Below are 17048 nucleotides of genomic sequence, written 5' to 3'. Positions count from 1 at the left end.
AAAGGAAGTATTGGATATGCCATTAGAAAGTAATTTAGCTAGAAATCTTGAAGTCGAAGTACCCTTTCAGCCCCAGACAGCTCCTACTCCTAAAAAGGAAATAATACATACTCCTTTAACCAAAAGAATAGGGATTACAAAAGGAGAAAAAATGCTTATAAGTGCTGTCCTAATGATTCTGTTTACTTTAATTGCTGTTAGCATTTCTTTAGAAATAACGATTGCTAGTACAAATCGCACATTGCAAGATGCAACTACATCTATAGCTGAGACCACGACTGTCAATGATAATTTGAAACAGGAAGTGCAAGAATTATCTCGATATGATCGTGTATATGAAATAGCAAATAAATTCGGCCTAGAGATGAAGGAAGAAAATGTAAGGAATGTTATAAAATGACCAATAAAAATCCTCTAAAAAACAGAAAAAAGGTTGCCATACTTTTATTTTTTGGCACGATTCTTTTGCTAGTCGTTTTTGCGGGACGAATTGCATTTATAATGGTAAAAGGTGAAGTAAACGGAGAAGATTTATCCCAAAACCTAGACAATTTATACACAAGAAGTAGCATCCTAGAAGCAAACCGAGGAACCATATATGATGTTGGGGGGGAATCGGTTGCTATGGACGCTACTTCTTATTCTTTAGTAGCTGTTTTAACAGACGAATGGTCTAATCCTGACGAACCGCAACATGTAATTGACAAGAAAAAAACGGCTGAAATATTAGAAAAACATATTTCAATGAGCAAAGAAGATATTCTTACTACATTAAATCAAAAGGGTCTTTCTCAAGTCGAGTTTGGTGAAGCCGGAAAGAATTTATCATTTGATACGAAAAAAAGTATCGAAGAAGAAAATTTACCCGGTCTAGTCTTTGAAGAAACCCCAACGAGACTTTACCCAAATGGAATTTTTGCTTCACATTTAATAGGCTATGCAGCATTGCCTTCTGGAGCAGAAGATGATACGGCAACAAAAGCGAAATCAAGCACAGATTTAACAGGAATGATGGGAATTGAATTGGCCTATGATGATATCCTAAAAGGAACAGATGGCAAAACTATTTACCAAAAAGATAGTTTTGGATATGTGATTCCTAATTCTAAAGTAGAAACAACTGAGCCGGAAAATGGCGATGACATTTACCTTACGATAGATAAACGAATGCAAGTTTATATGGAAAATGTTATGAGTGAAATAGATGAAAAATACAATTCAGCTATGGTAACCGCAACTTTAATGAATCCAGAAACAGGAGCTATTATTGCTACTTCACAAAGACCAACTTTTAACGGAACCACTAAAGATGGTATTGATCAATTATGGCAAAATTTATTAGTAGAGAATACTTATGAGCCAGGATCAACAATGAAGATTTTAACTTTAGCAGCAGCGATTAGTGAAGGAGTTTTTGATCCAAATGCTTATTTTCAATCTGGGGTTAAAATGATTTCTGGTATACCGATACATGATCATAATCCAGCAGGATGGGGTACGATATCTTATCTAGAAGGTTTAGCGCGTTCTAGTAATGTGGCATTTGCTAACTTAATGGAAAAAATGGGTCCCGATGCTTGGAAAGAATATATGAATGCTTTTGGTTTGGGTCAAACAACCAATTCTGGTCTAGCTAACGAGGCAAAAGGTTCAGTAGCTTTTGATTATCCTTTAGAACAAGCTAATACGGCCTTTGGTCAAGGTTTAACAGTAACGGCGTTCCAAATGCTACAAGCTTTTACTGCTGTAGCAAATGAGGGTCAAATGATGAAGCCACAATATATAAGTAAATTTGTTGATTCTGACACAGGAAAAGAAACAATCGTTGAGCCTGAAGTTGTTGGTAATCCGATTACTAAAGAAGTAGCAAATCAAACATTGTCTTATTTAAAAGAGGTTGTATATAACGAAAAAGGTACTGGGGTAGATTATCAAATTGATGGTTATGAAATAGCAGCAAAAACGGGTACTGCAGAGCTCGTCAATCCTAAAACTAAAAAGTATTATAGTGGTGGAACCGATTATATTTACTCAGTGGCAGCAATGGCACCGGCAGATGATCCAAAAGTACTTCTTTACATTACGGTACAACAACCAGAAATCAAGGATGGAAGTATAGCGGGAAGCGGAGTAGTTAAGGAGATTTATCATCCTATTATGAAACGGGCATTAGAATATTTATCTTTGGGAGAAGAAGAAGATGCTGAAACAAATACTGTGAAAATGCCGAAAGTTACTGGAATAGCGAAAGAAGAAGCCTTAAAATCATTAGAAGATACTCAGTTAAATGTGACCGTTGTAGGAAATGGTGATACAATAGTACAGCAATTGCCATTACCAGAGGAAACAACTATTGAGAATCAACGTGTTGTTTTAATGACAAATGGAGCAATGACGATGCCAGATATGATGGGTTGGTCTAAAAATGATGTTTTAAAGGTTTCTGAAATAACCGGCTTAGAATTTACATTTAAAGGTGAAGGGTACGTAGTAAGCCAAAGCTTGGAACCTAATGCGAATATGCAAGGAACGAATAAAATTACGATAGAATTAGAAACTCCACAAGGATAGAAAAGGTGAATATAGTGAAAGCAATTGAATTGATTAAACCATTAAAAACAACAAATTTTTCAAAGGATTTTTCCGAAAATTTAGAAATAACTAAAGTAACCCAAGATACGAGAGAAGTTGAACCTGGTTCACTTTTTGTTTGTATTATTGGTTCTGTTCAGGATGGGCATGAACTTGCAAAAGAAGCTGTTCAAAAAGGAGCAACTTTAGTAGTGGCAAGTGAACCAATTGAAGTAGCTGTTCCTGTTATTTATGTAAATGACACGATGAAGGCTATGGCAATTTTAGCCGCAACTTTTTATCATCACCCAAGTCAAGATTTGCGAGTAATAGGGGTTACAGGAACAAACGGAAAAACCACCGTTACGCATCTTTTGGATTATATATTCCATGACCACAAAGAAAAAACAGGCGTCATTGGAACGATGTACCGTCGTATTGGTTCAAAAGTATACGAAACAAAAAACACAACACCAGATAGCATCACTTTACAAAAGACATTACGTGAAATGCAAGATAGCGGTGTAGCTACTTGTTCTATGGAGGTTTCTTCTCACTCGCTGGTTCAAGGTAGAGTGTGGGGAACGGATTTTGATATTGCGATTTTTACTAATTTAAGCCAAGATCACCTAGAGTATCATCATACTATGGAAAAATATGCTGAAGCAAAAAGTTTATTGTTCTCACAATTAGGAAATGGGTATCAACAAGGCAAACCAAAATTTGCTATTTTAAATTTTGATGATCCAGTGGGTAGAAGTTTTGAAGAAAAAACAGCTGCTCGTGTATTCTCATATGGGATCGATCAACCAGCAGATTTTAAAGCAACTGATCTGAGTATCACAAATAGAGGAACACGGTTTAATTTAAATTTTGAAAATCGAGTATATGAAGTACAATTGCAATTAGTTGGCAAGTTCAATGTATCAAATGCTCTAGCTGCAATAGCAGGAGCCTATGCTGCCGGACTTGATCTGACTTCTGTTATTCAGTCTATCGAAAAAATAAGTGGTGTAAGAGGCCGTTTTGAAATAGTTAAAGGTGATCATGACTTTGCCGTAATTGTTGATTATGCTCACACTCCAGATGGATTATTGAATGTTTTAAACGCAGTAAATGAAATTAAAACAGGTACTGTCTTTTGTGTTGTTGGTTGTGGTGGAGATCGCGACCGCACTAAGCGCCCAATCATGGCTGAAATTGCACAACAAAACTCGGATACAGTCATTTTTACCTCGGATAACCCAAGGACTGAAGATCCTATTGCAATCTTACATGAAGTGGTCGATGGATTAGAAGAAGGGACCTATCAATTGATTCCCGATAGAAGAGAAGCTATTCAAGCAGCAATCGAACAAGCAAACACAAATGATATTGTGTTAATAGCCGGAAAAGGCCACGAAGATTATCAAATCATTGGTACTGAAAAAATTCATTTCGATGATGTTGAAGAAGCTAAAAGAGCAATAGATTTAAAAAAGAATAATAAATAGGAGCGAAAAACAATGCAGTGGACAGAAATGGTAATTGCAATTGTGAGCGGATTTGCCTTAACTATTATGGCTATGCCAATCGTGATTGGATTTTTCAGAACAAAACAATTAGGTCAAACGACTAGAGATGAAGGCCCCAAATGGCATGAAGTAAAAACAGGAACTCCAACAATGGGAGGAATCGTTTTTCTAGTAGCCGCTATTATATCAACTATCTGGGTTGCTATATGGCAGAATGTCCTTTCGTTAGGCATTTTATTATCCTTATTCATCTTAATCTTGTATGGGTTACTTGGTTTTTTAGATGACTTTATTAAAGTGTTTAAAAAGAGAAATCTAGGGTTAACGTCTAAACAAAAATTAATCGGTCAAATACTCGGTGGAGTACTCTTTTTTATTGCTTACAATTATGATGGACTGCCGACTGAACTAGCTTTTCCGTTTTTAGGAACAGTTGATATTGGCTGGTTCTATGGACTATTTATTATTTTTTGGCTAGTTGGGTTTTCAAATGCCGTTAACTTAACAGATGGTTTAGATGGATTAGTAGCTGGAACAGCAAGCATTGCCTATGGTGCATATGCAATAATTGCTTGGAATCAACAACAGTTGGATATTTTAATTATTTGTTTAACTGTTATCGGCGGATTGATTGGCTTTTTCTTTTTCAATAAAAAACCCGCTAAAATATTTATGGGTGATGTAGGCTCATTAGCTTTAGGTGGCGGATTAGCAGCTATTTCAATTTTGTTGCATCAAGAATGGTCACTTCTTTTGATCGGTCTTGTATTTGTTATGGAAACAGCCAGTGTTATGATTCAAGTGACTTCTTTTAAATTGAGAGGCAAAAGAGTCTTTAAAATGAGCCCTATTCATCACCATTTTGAAATGAGCGGCTGGAGCGAATGGCGTGTTGTTTTAACTTTTTGGGCAATTGGTTTAATAGCTGCAATAGCTTGTCTAGCGATTATTCTATAAGACTAACTGTAAGAGTATAAATACTTTTTAAATTATAAAAAATCCTTATCTTGAGAAAAAGAGGTTTAGTGATGAAAAACATAAAACGTTATGAACATAAAAAAGTTTTAGTTTTAGGATTAGCTTTAAGTGGTGTGAATGCTGCTAAATTATTGCATTCTTTAGGGGCATTAGTGACCGTGAATGATTACAAAAATTTTGATGAGAACCCTGAAGCTCAAGAATTGTTAGAATCGGGAATACGAGTAGTTACAGGAGGTCATCCTGTTGAATTATTAGATGAAGATTTTGAATGGATCGTGAAAAACCCAGGAATTATGTATAATAATCCTATTATTGTGAAGGCGATTGAAAAAGGTATACCTGTCATTACCGAAGTCGAATTAGCTTATGAAGTAGCTGAGAGCATGGTTATAGGTATTACGGGTACCAATGGAAAAACAACTACTACAACAATGATTGCTGAATTATTAAATGCAGAACGTTCTAAAGGACAAGCATATGTGGCAGGGAACATTGGAACTCCAGCCAGCTTGGTGGCTCAAAAAGCGACTAAAGATGATGAAATCATTATGGAATTGTCTAGTTTTCAGTTGATGGGTATCACTGAGTTGAAACCCCATATTGCTGTGATTACAAATATTTATTCTGCTCATTTAGACTATCATGGAACAAGAGAAGAATATGTAGCAGCAAAAATGACAATCACCAAAAATCAAACAGAAGAAGATTATTTAATTTTAAACTGGGATCAGCCTGAGTTAAGAGCTTTGTCTGAAAAAAGTAAAGCCACAATCATTCCTTTTTCAAGAAAAGAAATCTTAGACAATGGCGTATATCTGCAAGATGATGTTATTTATTATCAAGGTGAGCCTGTAATGGCCAAAGAAACAATCTTGGTTCCTGGTGATCATAATGTTGAGAATGCAATGGCAGCTATTGCTGTAGCTAAATTATTAAATCAAGAAAACGGAGCTATTCGTGCGACATTAGAAAAATTTACGGGCGTAAAACACCGGACTCAATTTGTAACAGAGTTCGAAGAAAGACGTTTTTACAATGATTCAAAAGCTACCAACACTTTGGCAACAGAGAATGCATTAAAAGGGTTTGACGTACCAGTTATTTTATTAGCAGGTGGATTGGACCGCGGAAACGATTTTGATGACTTGATTCCAGCTATGAGTGGAAAAGTAAAAGCTTTAATTGTTTTTGGAGAAACGGCAACGAAGTTAGCTGAAACAGGCGAAAAAGCTGGAATTCCAACGATTATTGATGTTCAAAATGTTGAAGCAGCTGTACCGGTAGCCTACGAATTAAGTGAAGCAAAAGATGTCATTTTACTCTCTCCTGCATGTGCCAGTTGGGACCAGTATAGAAGCTTTGAGGTCCGTGGAGATGCCTTTATTCATTCTGTTGAGCAACTAGTTGAAGACGCAATAGAAGAGGAGGAATAGGCCAATTGGTCTAACAACTAATGAAAATATTATTGTCCGGTGGTGGGACTGGAGGACATGTTTATCCAGCACTAGCACTTATGCGCCGTATACAAGAAGTTGATCCAACAGCTGAGTTTTTATATGTCGGAACTGAAAAAGGCCTAGAAAGCAGAATTGTAAAAGATTATAATATTCCATTTGCTGCTGTCAAAATCCAAGGGTTTAAACGTTCAATTTCTTTTGATACCCTAAAAACAATTCAGCTATTTATCAATAGCATTAAACAAGCTAAGAAAATTGTTAAAGATTTTCAACCCGATGTTGTTATCGGAACTGGTGGATATGTCTGTGCTCCAGTAGTCTATGCTGCATCAAAACTAAAAATCCCTAGCATTATTCATGAACAAAATAGCGTGGCCGGTGTAACAAATAAATTTCTTGCACGCTATGTGACTAAGATTGCTGTTTGTTTTGAAGAAGCCAAAATGGAGTTTTCAAAATACCCTGAAAAGGTCTGTTTTACTGGTAATCCTAGAGCACAAGAAGTTAGTACAGTTCAAAAAAAAGCCGCATTAGAAGCTTATAATTTAGATTCTGAAAAACCAACTGTTTTAATTTTTGGTGGAAGCAGAGGAGCTAAAAAAATTAATGATGCTTTTATTGAGGCTCTGCCAGAGTTAGTTACTAAAAACTATCAAGTTTTAATGGCTACGGGAGATATTCATTTTGATACCATTAAAAGCCAATTGGCTAAAATGGCAAATGATAAGTTTAATGTGTCGGTTGTTTCATACATTCCAAATATGCCAGAAGTTTTTTCAACCGTTTCGTTGGTTGTTTCTAGAAGTGGTGCTACAACTTTAGCTGAACTTACTGCTTTAGGGTTGCCTAGTGTCTTAATTCCTAGTCCATATGTTACGAATGATCATCAAACAAAAAATGCAGAAAGCTTAGTGAATAAGCATGCTGCACTTTTAATTAAAGAGCCAGAACTAACGGGTAAACGATTAATTCAAACGTTAGACGAATTAATGATGAATCCAACTAAGCGTCATGAAATGGCAAAAAATGCTAAAAAGATAGGCATGCCGTTTGCTTCAGATCGATTAATTGATGTGATAAATGAAATCGTGGGAAAATAACCTTTATTAAAGGAGGATAGATGCATGAAAAAAGAATCTAAAAAACAAGTTAAGTTGCATCTTTCTTCCTTGAAAAAAGGAAGAAAGAAAGAAAAAAAAATAGTCGTTGATGAGCACGCTAAAATTCGAGAAACAAGAAATCAATCAAATAAAAATCCAAAATCGTTAGAAGATACTATGCCAAAATTAAAGAAACAACGTCAAAAGAAATTGATTACACGATTGATTGCGCTTATTTTATTATTTTCATTTGCAATTTTAGTAGTTGTGTATTTTATAAGCCCCTTAAGCAAGGTTGATATGCTTTCTGTTAGCGGAACAAAAGAAGTTGCAGATCAAGAAATAATTGATGTTAGTCAAATTAAATCGGGAGACAACCTTTGGAAAGTTTTCTTTGAGAGAAAAGAAATCTCAAAAAATCTCTTGTCTGAGTTGCCGCAAGTGAAATCTATGAAGATTAGTTTTGATGGTCTGAATGATTACATTATAAAAATTGAAGAGTATCAAACAGTTGCTTATTTAGCTGAAGAAAACAAGTACTACAATATTCTGGAAAATGGGAAAATTGTAAATGAAAGTAGAAAAGTATCTATTGGAAATCCACCAATATTTAAAAGTTTTGAAGAAAATAAAGCTTTAAAGGCAATGATTGAGCAATACAAATTGCTAAACGAGAATATTCAAAATAGCATTTCAGAAGTGGAATACACACCAAGTGAGATAGATGATTATCTAATTAAGTTATACATGAATGATGGAAATGAAGTGGTCGCTTCTATTCCGTCCTTTGCTGAAAAAATGATTTATTACCCTGATATGGTAAAAAAAATTGGTGATCAAAAAGGAACATTCAATATTGAAGTTGGAGCCTATTTTTCTCCTTTTGAATTCAATAATGAAAAAAAAGAAGAACCGAAAACAATTTCTGATGAAAATAGCGTAAAACTCGATTTAGACGCAGAAATACAGTAAAATAGAATAGGTGAAAAGGTTTTGTCTAAATAGAAAAAAATGCTGAAATACTTCGTAAATTGGTAACGCTTATGTTAAAATTGGTATTACTATAGGTTTTAATAAAATAATGATGAAATAGGAGGTTTCAATGAATGGGAACTACTGAAATGTATGTAAGTCTAGATATTGGAACCACTTCAATAAAAGTAGTTGTAGCTGAATACATTAATGGCCAAATGAATATTATTGGAGTAGGAAATGAAAAATCAGAAGGTTTAAATCGTGGAATTATCGTTGATATCGATAAAACCGTACAATCAATTAATAAAGCTATTAAACAAGCAGAACAAAAAGCAAATGTAGATATTCATAATGTTATTGTAGGCATTCCAAGTAATTCGGTAGAAATAGAAGCTTGTCATGGAATGATAGCCGTATCCGGAGAAAATCGTGAAATTACTGAAGAAGATGTCCAAAATGTTTTGGCAGCTGCTATGGTAAAATCGGTTCCGCCTGAAAGAGAAATTTTAACCATATTGCCTGAAGAGTTTATCGTAGATGGTTTTGATGGAATCAAGGATCCTAGAGGGATGATTGGCGTTCGATTGGAAATGCATGCAGTCATGTTGACTGGCCCCAAAACGGTTATACATAACACCAAACGTTGTGTAGAAAAAGCCGGTCTGCAAATTCAAAATATTGTCTTGCAACCTTTGGCAGCTAGCAGTGTAGCTATGTCTAGTGGTGAAAGAGATTTCGGTACTATATTGGTTGATTTAGGCGGTGGACAAACAACGGCTTCAGTTATGCATGATCATCAATTGAAATACACAAGTGTAAATCAAGAAGGTGGAGATTACGTAACGAAAGATATATCGGTTGTTTTGAATACGACTATTGAAAATGCAGAACGCATTAAACGTGACTATGGGTATGCTTTGCCTGAGGAAACGTCTCAAGAAGAAAAATTCCCGGTCGAAGTGATTGGCAAGAGTCAGCCAGTAAAAATGGATGAACGGTATTTGTCAGAGATTATAGAAGCTCGATTGGTTCAAATTTTTGAAAAAGTCAAAAATGAATTGGATAAAGTAGGAGCGAGAGAATTACCTGGTGGAGTTATTTTAACGGGTGGTGCTGCTGCGTTACCTGGTACAGTGGAATTGGCTGAAGATATCTTTGAAATACCAGTGAAGCTTTATATACCCAATCAGATGGGTATGCGTTATCCTGCATTTACCACTGGGATCGGGTTAATCCAATATGAAGCCAACTTGGATGAAATCCATCAAATTGTTAAAGAATACCAGTTGGGTATTGCAAAAAAAGAAACTTCTTCATATAACGCTAAATCAGAATACTTATCAGAAAATGATGAGATAAATTCTTTAGAATTCGAAAGAGAAAAACCCGTAAAAAAAGAAAAGAATAAAGAAGATAAGTGGAGCACTAAAGCAAAAAGCTTCATCTCAAACTTTTTTGATTAAATAGCTAAATTCAAATTGTATTAGGAGGAAATGGAATGGACTTAGAATTTGATACAAATCCAGCTAATGGAGCAATAATTAAAGTAATAGGTGTCGGTGGAGCAGGGAATAACGCTGTTAACCGCATGATTGATGAAAATGTTCAAGGTGTAGAATTTATTGTAGTAAATACTGACTTGCAAGCATTAGCAGGATCAAATGCTGAAGTTAAAATACAATTAGGGCCAAAATTGACTCGTGGACTTGGAGCAGGAGCAAACCCAGAAATTGGACGTAAAGCAGCTGAAGAAAGTGAAGAACAGATTGCTGAAGCTTTGCGCGGAGCAGATATGATTTTCGTAACGGCCGGTATGGGTGGCGGAACAGGTACTGGAGCTGCACCTATTGTAGCCCGTATTGCTAAAGAACAAGGAGCTTTAACTGTTGGTGTTATTACTAGACCCTTTACTTTTGAAGGACCTAAACGTGGACGTTTTGCTGCAGAAGGTGTAGCACAAATGAAAGAACACGTAGATACTTTAGTCATTATTTCTAATAATCGCTTACTAGAAATCGTTGATAAGAAAACACCAATGCTTGAAGCATTTCATGAGGCAGATAATGTTTTACGACAAGGTGTACAAGGAATTTCAGATTTAATTACATCACCTGGATATGTAAACTTAGATTTTGCTGACGTAAAAACAGTGATGGAAAATCAAGGGTCAGCATTGATGGGAATTGGAATGGCTAGTGGTGAAAACCGAACAGTTGAAGCAACTAAAAAAGCTATTTCTTCTCCATTGTTAGAGGTATCCATTGATGGAGCAGAATCGGTATTGTTAAATATTACGGGTGGTTCTGATTTGACATTATTTGAAGCACAAGATGCATCAGATATCGTTTCATCTGCATCTACTACAGAAGTTAATATTATTTTTGGGACTTCAATCAATGAAAACCTTGGTGATGAAGTTATTGTTACAGTTATTGCAACAGGTATTGATATAAATAAAGCCAAAGAAGTAAAACCACAAACATCTGAACGAAATAGAAATAGCGCTACGCAAAGAAACATCCCTGAAGCGTCTGCTCCACAAGCAGATCAAGCAAAAGATCCATTTGGTGATTGGGATATTCGTCGTGAACCTAGTTTACGTGACCAAAGAAAAGCTCAATCAAATGATTTGAATCAACAAAGTGAAAAACCTGAATTTGATATCTTTAAACGTGAAGAGAAACAAGAGCAAGATAACCATCAGGATGAGGAAAATCTTGATACTCCTCCATTCTTTAGAAGACGCCGTAAATAAAAATGTCCGTAAAAGAAAATAGTCAAAAAATCGAGCAGCTATTAGATGTGTCATTGGCCAAATCCAGTCGAAAACGTTCTGATGTGCAAGTAATTGCAGTAACCAAAAGTGTTTCTAGTGAACAAGCTGTTGAAGCAATTGAAGAAGGCTATCTACATCTTGCTGAGAATCGACCTGAAGGTTTAGCATTAAAACAAAAAGAGTTAAGTGATCACAGATTAGTTTGGCATTTCATTGGAAATCTACAAGCAAGAAAAGTTAAGAAAGTAATCAATGATATTGATTACTTTCATGCGCTTGACCGTTTGTCTTTAGCTGAAGAGATTGAAAAAAGAGCAAATAAAGTTGTTTTGTGTTTTGTTCAGGTTAACGTTACAGGGGAAGAAACCAAAAGTGGCGTTAGCCCAGAGCAACTTGATGCATTTATAACGAGTCTTTCACAGTACTCAAAAATAAAAATAGTGGGTCTAATGACTATGGCACCACTGAATGCGAGTGAGATGGTCATTCGTTCTGCTTTTGTTCATTTAAGAAAATTGCAAGAATCAATTAAAGATAAAGCTCTGCCATATGCGCCTTGTACTGAACTTAGTATGGGAATGAGTAAAGATTTCACAATTGCTGTCGAAGAAGGAGCAACTTTTGTTCGAATTGGAACGTCTTTTTTTGAATAAAAATCGATTAGGAGTAAAACGAAATCGATTTAAAAAGGAGGACTTTAAATGGGAATGTTAAGTAATTTCACTCAATTTTTCGGCTTAAATGATGAAGAAGAGTTTGAAGTAGAACAAGTAGCTGATACTAAAGAAAAGATACAACTAAGTGCTAAAAAAAATGATGAAAAACGTGAATTGAAAAATCAACGAGCGTTTAACACTCGTCGTGAACCTGCAACAACGAATAAGGTAGTCTCAATGAAAAATCCTGAAAATCCTTATCAATCAAAAATTGTTGTATTTGAGCCTAGAGTTTACTCTGAAGTTCAAGAGATTGCTGATTTACTGCTTAGTAATCAATCAGTGATTTTAAATTTCACTCGGATTGAAGAAGATCAGGCTAAAAGAATCGTTGATTTCTTAACGGGTACAATCTACGCTATAAGTGGAGATATTCAACGAATTGGAGAAGAAATTTTCCTATGCACACCTAAGAATGTCGAAATTGATGGTGTCTTATCTGATGTCATGCAAGAAAAAGAGTTTTACTAAAGAAAAGAGGAAAAATAAATAGTGGCTTATTTTATATCATTACTATATACAGTACTTTCTAAAGGCTTAGATATTTATTCCACGCTTATTGTAGTTTATATCTTAATGTCATGGTTTCCTGGGGCTTATCAATCTAAATTCGGCCAAATATTAGCAACGATTTGTGAGCCATATCTAAATTTTTTCAGAAGATTTATTCCACCAATTGGCATGATCAGCTTTTCGGGAATTGTTGCATTGATTGTTTTAAATTTAGCTAAAAGCGGTTTGTTTTCACTCTTTCAGTTGATTATAAGAATTATTTATTAAGTAAGGGAGGTGTTTTTCTTATGATTGAAAATGTCTATCAACATTTTAGAAAAGAAGAGCAATCCTTTATTGATAGTGTTATTGGTTGGATAAGAAGTGTAGAAGACCAATATACTCCTTACTTAACAAATTTTTTAGACCCACGACAATTGCATATCGTTAAAACAATAGTTGGGAAAAATAGTGACATCACTATTCATTCTTTTGGTGGCTATGAGGCGGCAGAGCGAGTGAGAGCTTTCATCTGCCCCGCCTATTTCACACCAAAACAAGAAGATTTCGAAGTAACTATTTGTGAAATACGGTACCCTACAAAATTTGCTTCATTATCTCATGGAAAAGTATTAGGTACATTGCTTTCAACTGGGTTAAAAAGAGATTATTTTGGAGATATCATATCAGACGGATCGCGTTGGCAAGTATTTGTCGAAAATTCAACAAAAAGTTATATTGAGCAACAAGTTGTTAGCATTGGTAAAGTTGCGGTTCGAATGGAAGAAAGAGCGTATACAGATATTTTAATACCGATAGATAATTGGTCAATCGAAAACCAAACGGTTTCATCTATGCGATTGGATACGCTCGTTTCTAGTGTGTTTAAGATTTCTAGGCAACGTGCCAAACAAATGATTGAATCTGGCAAAGTGAAATTAAATTGGGTAGAATTAACTCGACCGGATTTTGAAATTGGTTTGTTAGATATTGTTTCAGTTCGCGGTTATGGACGATTGCAAGTACAAGAAATAGAAGGCAAAACTAAAAAAGATAAATGGCGCCTTCAGTTAGGTGTCTTGTACAAATAACCAGTAACTCATTTACATGTGAGTAAGTTTATGATAATTTAGTAGTAAAGCACGTTAAATTTGAAAATTGGAGGTGTCTTATATGGTGTTGACTCCCTTGGATATACATAACAAAGAGTTCCCTGTCAAGATGCGAGGCTACGATCAAGATCAAGTAAATGATTATTTGGACCAAATTATTAAAGACTACGAAATCGTTTTAAAAGAAAAGCGTGAATTAGAAAAACAATTGCAATTTTCTGAAGAAAAAGTAGGACATTTTAACAATCTTCAAGATGCTTTAAACAAATCAATTATTGTTGCTCAAGACGCAGCAGATCGATTAAGAGAAAATGCAGCTAAAGAAGCAAATATTATAGGGCTTGAAGCTGAAAAACATGCGGATCGTTTATTAGATGAAGCTGTTGCTAAAGCTAAGAAAATTACAACAGAAACAGATGAATTGAAGAAGCAAAGCAGAGTCTTTAAACAACGTTTACAGATTATGATAGAATCACAATTAGAGATGGTCAAAAACTCTGAATGGGATGATTTATTAAGACCGGCTGAAGAAGAGGTTCTTAATATTCCAACATTAAAAGAAATATTAAGCGTTAGTCAAAGTAAAGATAATGCAGTGAATGCTGATGTTGAAGCAAGTAATCATACAATTGAAGAAGATGACGCTGAAGTAGTTGAAAAAACGACTGAGGTTAGTAATGCTAATTCAGAACACAACCATGAAGAAGAACAAGATTCAATAGAAGGAACATTGCCAGCTATTGAGTTGCCTAAATAAATTTAAAAAAGTAAATCAGTGAATGGAACAGAAAAACGATAGAATACTAATTTAAGCGAGTTAGAACCCAGTGAAAGTCTAACAGTCCCTTCTATTTGTAAGATCCTCCATGAGTGTTAATTTGAACTAGAGTAAAATTAACCGTTTAATTGGCGTTATACAATTACTTAAGAGATGAAAAAGTCAGTAGTTACTTTTTCTCTAAATTTGGGTGGTACCACGAAGATTTCGTCCCTCTAGGGATGGAGTCTTTTTTTTATTGGCAAGAATAGTTGCAATTGATAAATCTCAGCTGTATGATGAGCATGTCATTTTTAAATGAGTGAGATAAATATAATAAATAAGGGGTAGATTTTTAATGAAAATGAAAGAAACATTACAATTAGGAAAAACAAATTTCCCAATGCGTGGAAATTTACCAGTTCGTGAACTAGAGTGGCAAAAAAACTGGGAAGAACTAGATATTTATGGACAACGTCAAAAAATCAATGAAGGTAAACCAACATTCGTCTTACATGATGGTCCTCCATATGCAAATGGAAATATTCATATCGGACATGCTTTGAATAAAATTAGTAAAGATATCATTGTTCGTTACAAATCTATGTCTGGATTCCGTTCTCCTTACGTTCCTGGATGGGACACTCATGGATTGCCTATTGAGCAAGCATTAACGAATAAAGGCGTGAAACGCAAAGAAATGAGTATTGCTGAATTTCGTCAATTATGTGAAGAATATGCTTGGGAACAAGTGAATAAACAAAAAGAAGATTTTAAACGTTTAGGTGTAGCTGGAGAGTGGGACTATCCATATGTAACACTCACTAAAGAATACGAAGAAGCACAAATTCGTGTGTTTGGGAAAATGGCTGAAAAAGGGTATATCTATAAAGGGTTGAAACCTATTTATTGGTCACCATCTAGTGAATCAGCCCTTGCAGAAGCAGAAATTGAATACAAAGATGTTAAGTCAGCTAGTATTTATGTAGCATTTAAGGTAGTTGATGGAAAAGGCTTAATTGATGAAGATACATCTTTTGTTATTTGGACAACGACACCATGGACTATTCCGTCAAACCTTGCCATTACCGTTAATCCTGATTACGATTATTCAGTTGTTGTAGCAGATGGTAAAAAATATGTTGTAGCAAAAGATTTGATTGAAACTGTAGCACAAGAAATTGGTTGGAATCAAGTTGAGACGATTCAAGAATTAAAAGGGAAAGAGTTAGAGTTAATGACGGCTCAACACCCAATGTATGATCGTACGTCTCTTTTGATTTTAGGAGACCACGTTACTCTTGAGGCTGGTACTGGACTTGTTCATACTGCTCCAGGACATGGGGATGATGACTTTATTGTGGGTCAAAAATACAAATTAGGTGTTTTATCACCCGTCGATGATAAAGGTTGTTTTACAGACGAAGCTCCAGGATTAGAAGGTATTTTTTACGATAAAGCGAATAAAGTAATTACAGAATGGTTGGAAAAAGAAGAAGCTCTATTGAAGTTAAACTTCTTTACCCATAGCTATCCACATGACTGGAGAACTAAGAAACCGGTTATTTTCCGTGCTACACCGCAATGGTTCGCATCTATTGATAAGTTCCGCGGAGATATTTTAGAAGCTGTTGAAGGCGTTGAATGGGTCCAAAAATGGGGCATGCAACGTTTGTATAACATGGTTCGTGATCGTGGAGATTGGGTTATTTCACGTCAACGCGCATGGGGAGTACCTTTACCAATTTTTTATGGTGAAAATGGCGAATCTATCATCACACCTGAAACCATTGAACATGTAGCTGCTTTATTTGGAGAATACGGTTCAAATATTTGGTTTGAACGTGAAGCCAAAGATTTATTGCCAGCAGGATTCACTCATCCTTCAAGTCCAAATAATACCTTTACAAAAGAAACGGATATTATGGATGTATGGTTTGATTCTGGCTCATCACATGAAGCTGTTTTAAGAGCAAGAGAAAACTTAACTTTCCCAGCGGATATGTATCTTGAAGGTTCAGATCAATACCGAGGTTGGTTCAATTCAAGTATTACAACTAGTGTTGCTATCAATGGAGTAGCACCTTATAAAACCGTACTATCTCAAGGAATGGTTTTAGATGGCGATGGACGTAAGATGAGTAAATCAATAGGAAATACGATTGCACCAAGCAAAGTAATCAAACAAATGGGAGCTGACATCATACGTTTGTGGGTTTCTAGTGTAGATACTCAAGCTGACGTACGTGTAAGTGATGAAATCTTAAAACAAGTCTCTGAAGTTTATCGTAAAATTCGTAATACAATGCGTTTCTTATTAGCTAATACGGATGATTACGATCCATCAGTAAATAAAGTTGCCTTTGAAGATTTAAGATCGGTAGATAAATATCTAATGATCCGATTAAACCAATTAGTAGAAAAAGTGGAAGTTCATTATGAAAAATATGAGTTCTCTTCTATCTATCAGTTGATTAACAACTTCTGTACAGTTGATCTATCTCAATTTTACTTGGATTTTGCTAAAGATGTTGTTTATATTGAAGCGGAAGATTCTTATGAACGTCGTGCAATGCAAACTGTCTTTTATGAAGTCT

Annotated in this window: 15 protein-coding genes; all 15 read left to right on the top strand. The window is 35.2% G+C overall.

What is annotated here, in order from left to right; genetic code table 11:
* Positions 1-16 precede the first annotated feature (16 nt).
* Positions 17-400, top strand: coding sequence for a cell division protein FtsL (ftsL, locus tag CAT7_RS05700; RefSeq protein WP_007723054.1), 384 nt, complete (start codon positions 17-19; stop codon positions 398-400).
* Entirely contained in the window at positions 397-2571 is a 2175-nt protein-coding gene (locus tag CAT7_RS05695) for a penicillin-binding transpeptidase domain-containing protein (protein WP_007723052.1), read from the top strand. The genes ftsL and CAT7_RS05695 overlap by 4 nt, the downstream gene beginning before the upstream one ends.
* Before the next feature lie 14 nt (positions 2572-2585).
* Complete coding sequence (locus tag CAT7_RS05690; RefSeq protein ID WP_007723049.1) at positions 2586-4064, top strand: UDP-N-acetylmuramoyl-L-alanyl-D-glutamate--2,6-diaminopimelate ligase; 1479 nt, start codon at positions 2586-2588, stop codon at positions 4062-4064.
* Positions 4065-4076: 12 nt separating this feature from the next.
* Complete coding sequence (gene mraY / locus CAT7_RS05685) at positions 4077-5042, top strand: phospho-N-acetylmuramoyl-pentapeptide-transferase (RefSeq protein WP_007723044.1); 966 nt, start codon at positions 4077-4079, stop codon at positions 5040-5042.
* 71 nt (positions 5043-5113) lie between these two features.
* Positions 5114-6499 (top strand): UDP-N-acetylmuramoyl-L-alanine--D-glutamate ligase, encoded by a 1386-nt coding sequence (gene murD, locus CAT7_RS05680; protein WP_007723042.1) that lies wholly within the window; start codon positions 5114-5116, stop codon positions 6497-6499.
* 20 nt (positions 6500-6519) lie between these two features.
* On the top strand, positions 6520-7623 hold the full coding sequence (gene murG / locus CAT7_RS05675; protein ID WP_007723040.1) for an undecaprenyldiphospho-muramoylpentapeptide beta-N-acetylglucosaminyltransferase: 1104 nt from the start codon (positions 6520-6522) through the stop codon (positions 7621-7623).
* A 24-nt stretch (positions 7624-7647) separates the two neighbouring features.
* Complete coding sequence (locus tag CAT7_RS05670) at positions 7648-8595, top strand: cell division protein FtsQ/DivIB (protein ID WP_007723039.1); 948 nt, start codon at positions 7648-7650, stop codon at positions 8593-8595.
* A 134-nt stretch (positions 8596-8729) separates the two neighbouring features.
* The gene (ftsA, locus tag CAT7_RS05665) at positions 8730-10061 is read left to right on the top strand and encodes a cell division protein FtsA (protein ID WP_007723038.1); all 1332 of its coding nucleotides are present in this window, start codon (positions 8730-8732) and stop codon (positions 10059-10061) included.
* Between the two features lie 35 nt (positions 10062-10096).
* On the top strand, positions 10097-11353 hold the full coding sequence (gene ftsZ, locus CAT7_RS05660) for a cell division protein FtsZ (protein ID WP_007723036.1): 1257 nt from the start codon (positions 10097-10099) through the stop codon (positions 11351-11353).
* Positions 11354-11355: 2 nt separating this feature from the next.
* Complete coding sequence (locus CAT7_RS05655; RefSeq protein ID WP_007723034.1) at positions 11356-12027, top strand: YggS family pyridoxal phosphate-dependent enzyme; 672 nt, start codon at positions 11356-11358, stop codon at positions 12025-12027.
* A 48-nt stretch (positions 12028-12075) separates the two neighbouring features.
* Complete coding sequence (locus tag CAT7_RS05650; RefSeq protein ID WP_007723031.1) at positions 12076-12561, top strand: cell division protein SepF; 486 nt, start codon at positions 12076-12078, stop codon at positions 12559-12561.
* Positions 12562-12582: 21 nt separating this feature from the next.
* Positions 12583-12870 carry a YggT family protein gene (locus tag CAT7_RS05645; protein WP_007723029.1) on the top strand — a complete coding sequence of 96 codons (288 nt, stop codon included), beginning with the start codon at positions 12583-12585 and terminating at the stop codon, positions 12868-12870.
* A gap of 20 nt (positions 12871-12890) precedes the next feature.
* Positions 12891-13673 carry a YlmH family RNA-binding protein gene (locus CAT7_RS05640; RefSeq protein WP_007723026.1) on the top strand — a complete coding sequence of 261 codons (783 nt, stop codon included), beginning with the start codon at positions 12891-12893 and terminating at the stop codon, positions 13671-13673.
* Positions 13674-13755: 82 nt separating this feature from the next.
* A complete protein-coding gene (locus CAT7_RS05635; RefSeq protein ID WP_007723023.1) occupies positions 13756-14451 on the top strand; it encodes a DivIVA domain-containing protein in 696 nt (231 codons plus the stop codon).
* A gap of 358 nt (positions 14452-14809) precedes the next feature.
* Positions 14810-17048: isoleucine--tRNA ligase (ileS, locus tag CAT7_RS05630; protein WP_007723020.1), on the top strand; the 2239-nt coding region annotated here is incomplete at its 3' end.

This window comes from Carnobacterium sp. AT7 (assembly GCF_000171855.1).
Taxonomy (GTDB): Bacteria; Bacillota; Bacilli; order Lactobacillales; family Carnobacteriaceae; genus Carnobacterium_B; species Carnobacterium_B jeotgali.
Note: the sequence above shows the minus strand (reverse complement) of the source record. Positions and strands in the feature narration are given on the sequence as shown.

Bases quoted from the DNA above. Each gene is read 5' to 3' on its own strand.
- CAT7_RS05670 (WP_007723039.1), top strand. From the start codon at position 7,648: ATGAAAAAAGAATCTAAAAAACAAGTTAAGTTGCATCTTTCTTCCTTG.
- murD (WP_007723042.1), top strand. From the start codon at position 5,114: ATGAAAAACATAAAACGTTATGAACATAAAAAAGTTTTAGTTTTAGGA.
- CAT7_RS05655 (WP_007723034.1), top strand. From the start codon at position 11,356: ATGTCCGTAAAAGAAAATAGTCAAAAAATCGAGCAGCTATTAGATGTG.
- mraY (WP_007723044.1), top strand. From the start codon at position 4,077: ATGCAGTGGACAGAAATGGTAATTGCAATTGTGAGCGGATTTGCCTTA.
- CAT7_RS05650 (WP_007723031.1), top strand. From the start codon at position 12,076: ATGGGAATGTTAAGTAATTTCACTCAATTTTTCGGCTTAAATGATGAA.
- CAT7_RS05640 (WP_007723026.1), top strand. From the start codon at position 12,891: ATGATTGAAAATGTCTATCAACATTTTAGAAAAGAAGAGCAATCCTTT.
- ftsA (WP_007723038.1), top strand. From the start codon at position 8,730: ATGGGAACTACTGAAATGTATGTAAGTCTAGATATTGGAACCACTTCA.
- ftsZ (WP_007723036.1), top strand. From the start codon at position 10,097: ATGGACTTAGAATTTGATACAAATCCAGCTAATGGAGCAATAATTAAA.
- CAT7_RS05695 (WP_007723052.1), top strand. From the start codon at position 397: ATGACCAATAAAAATCCTCTAAAAAACAGAAAAAAGGTTGCCATACTT.
- CAT7_RS05635 (WP_007723023.1), top strand. From the start codon at position 13,756: ATGGTGTTGACTCCCTTGGATATACATAACAAAGAGTTCCCTGTCAAG.
- murG (WP_007723040.1), top strand. From the start codon at position 6,520: ATGAAAATATTATTGTCCGGTGGTGGGACTGGAGGACATGTTTATCCA.
- ftsL (WP_007723054.1), top strand. From the start codon at position 17: ATGCCATTAGAAAGTAATTTAGCTAGAAATCTTGAAGTCGAAGTACCC.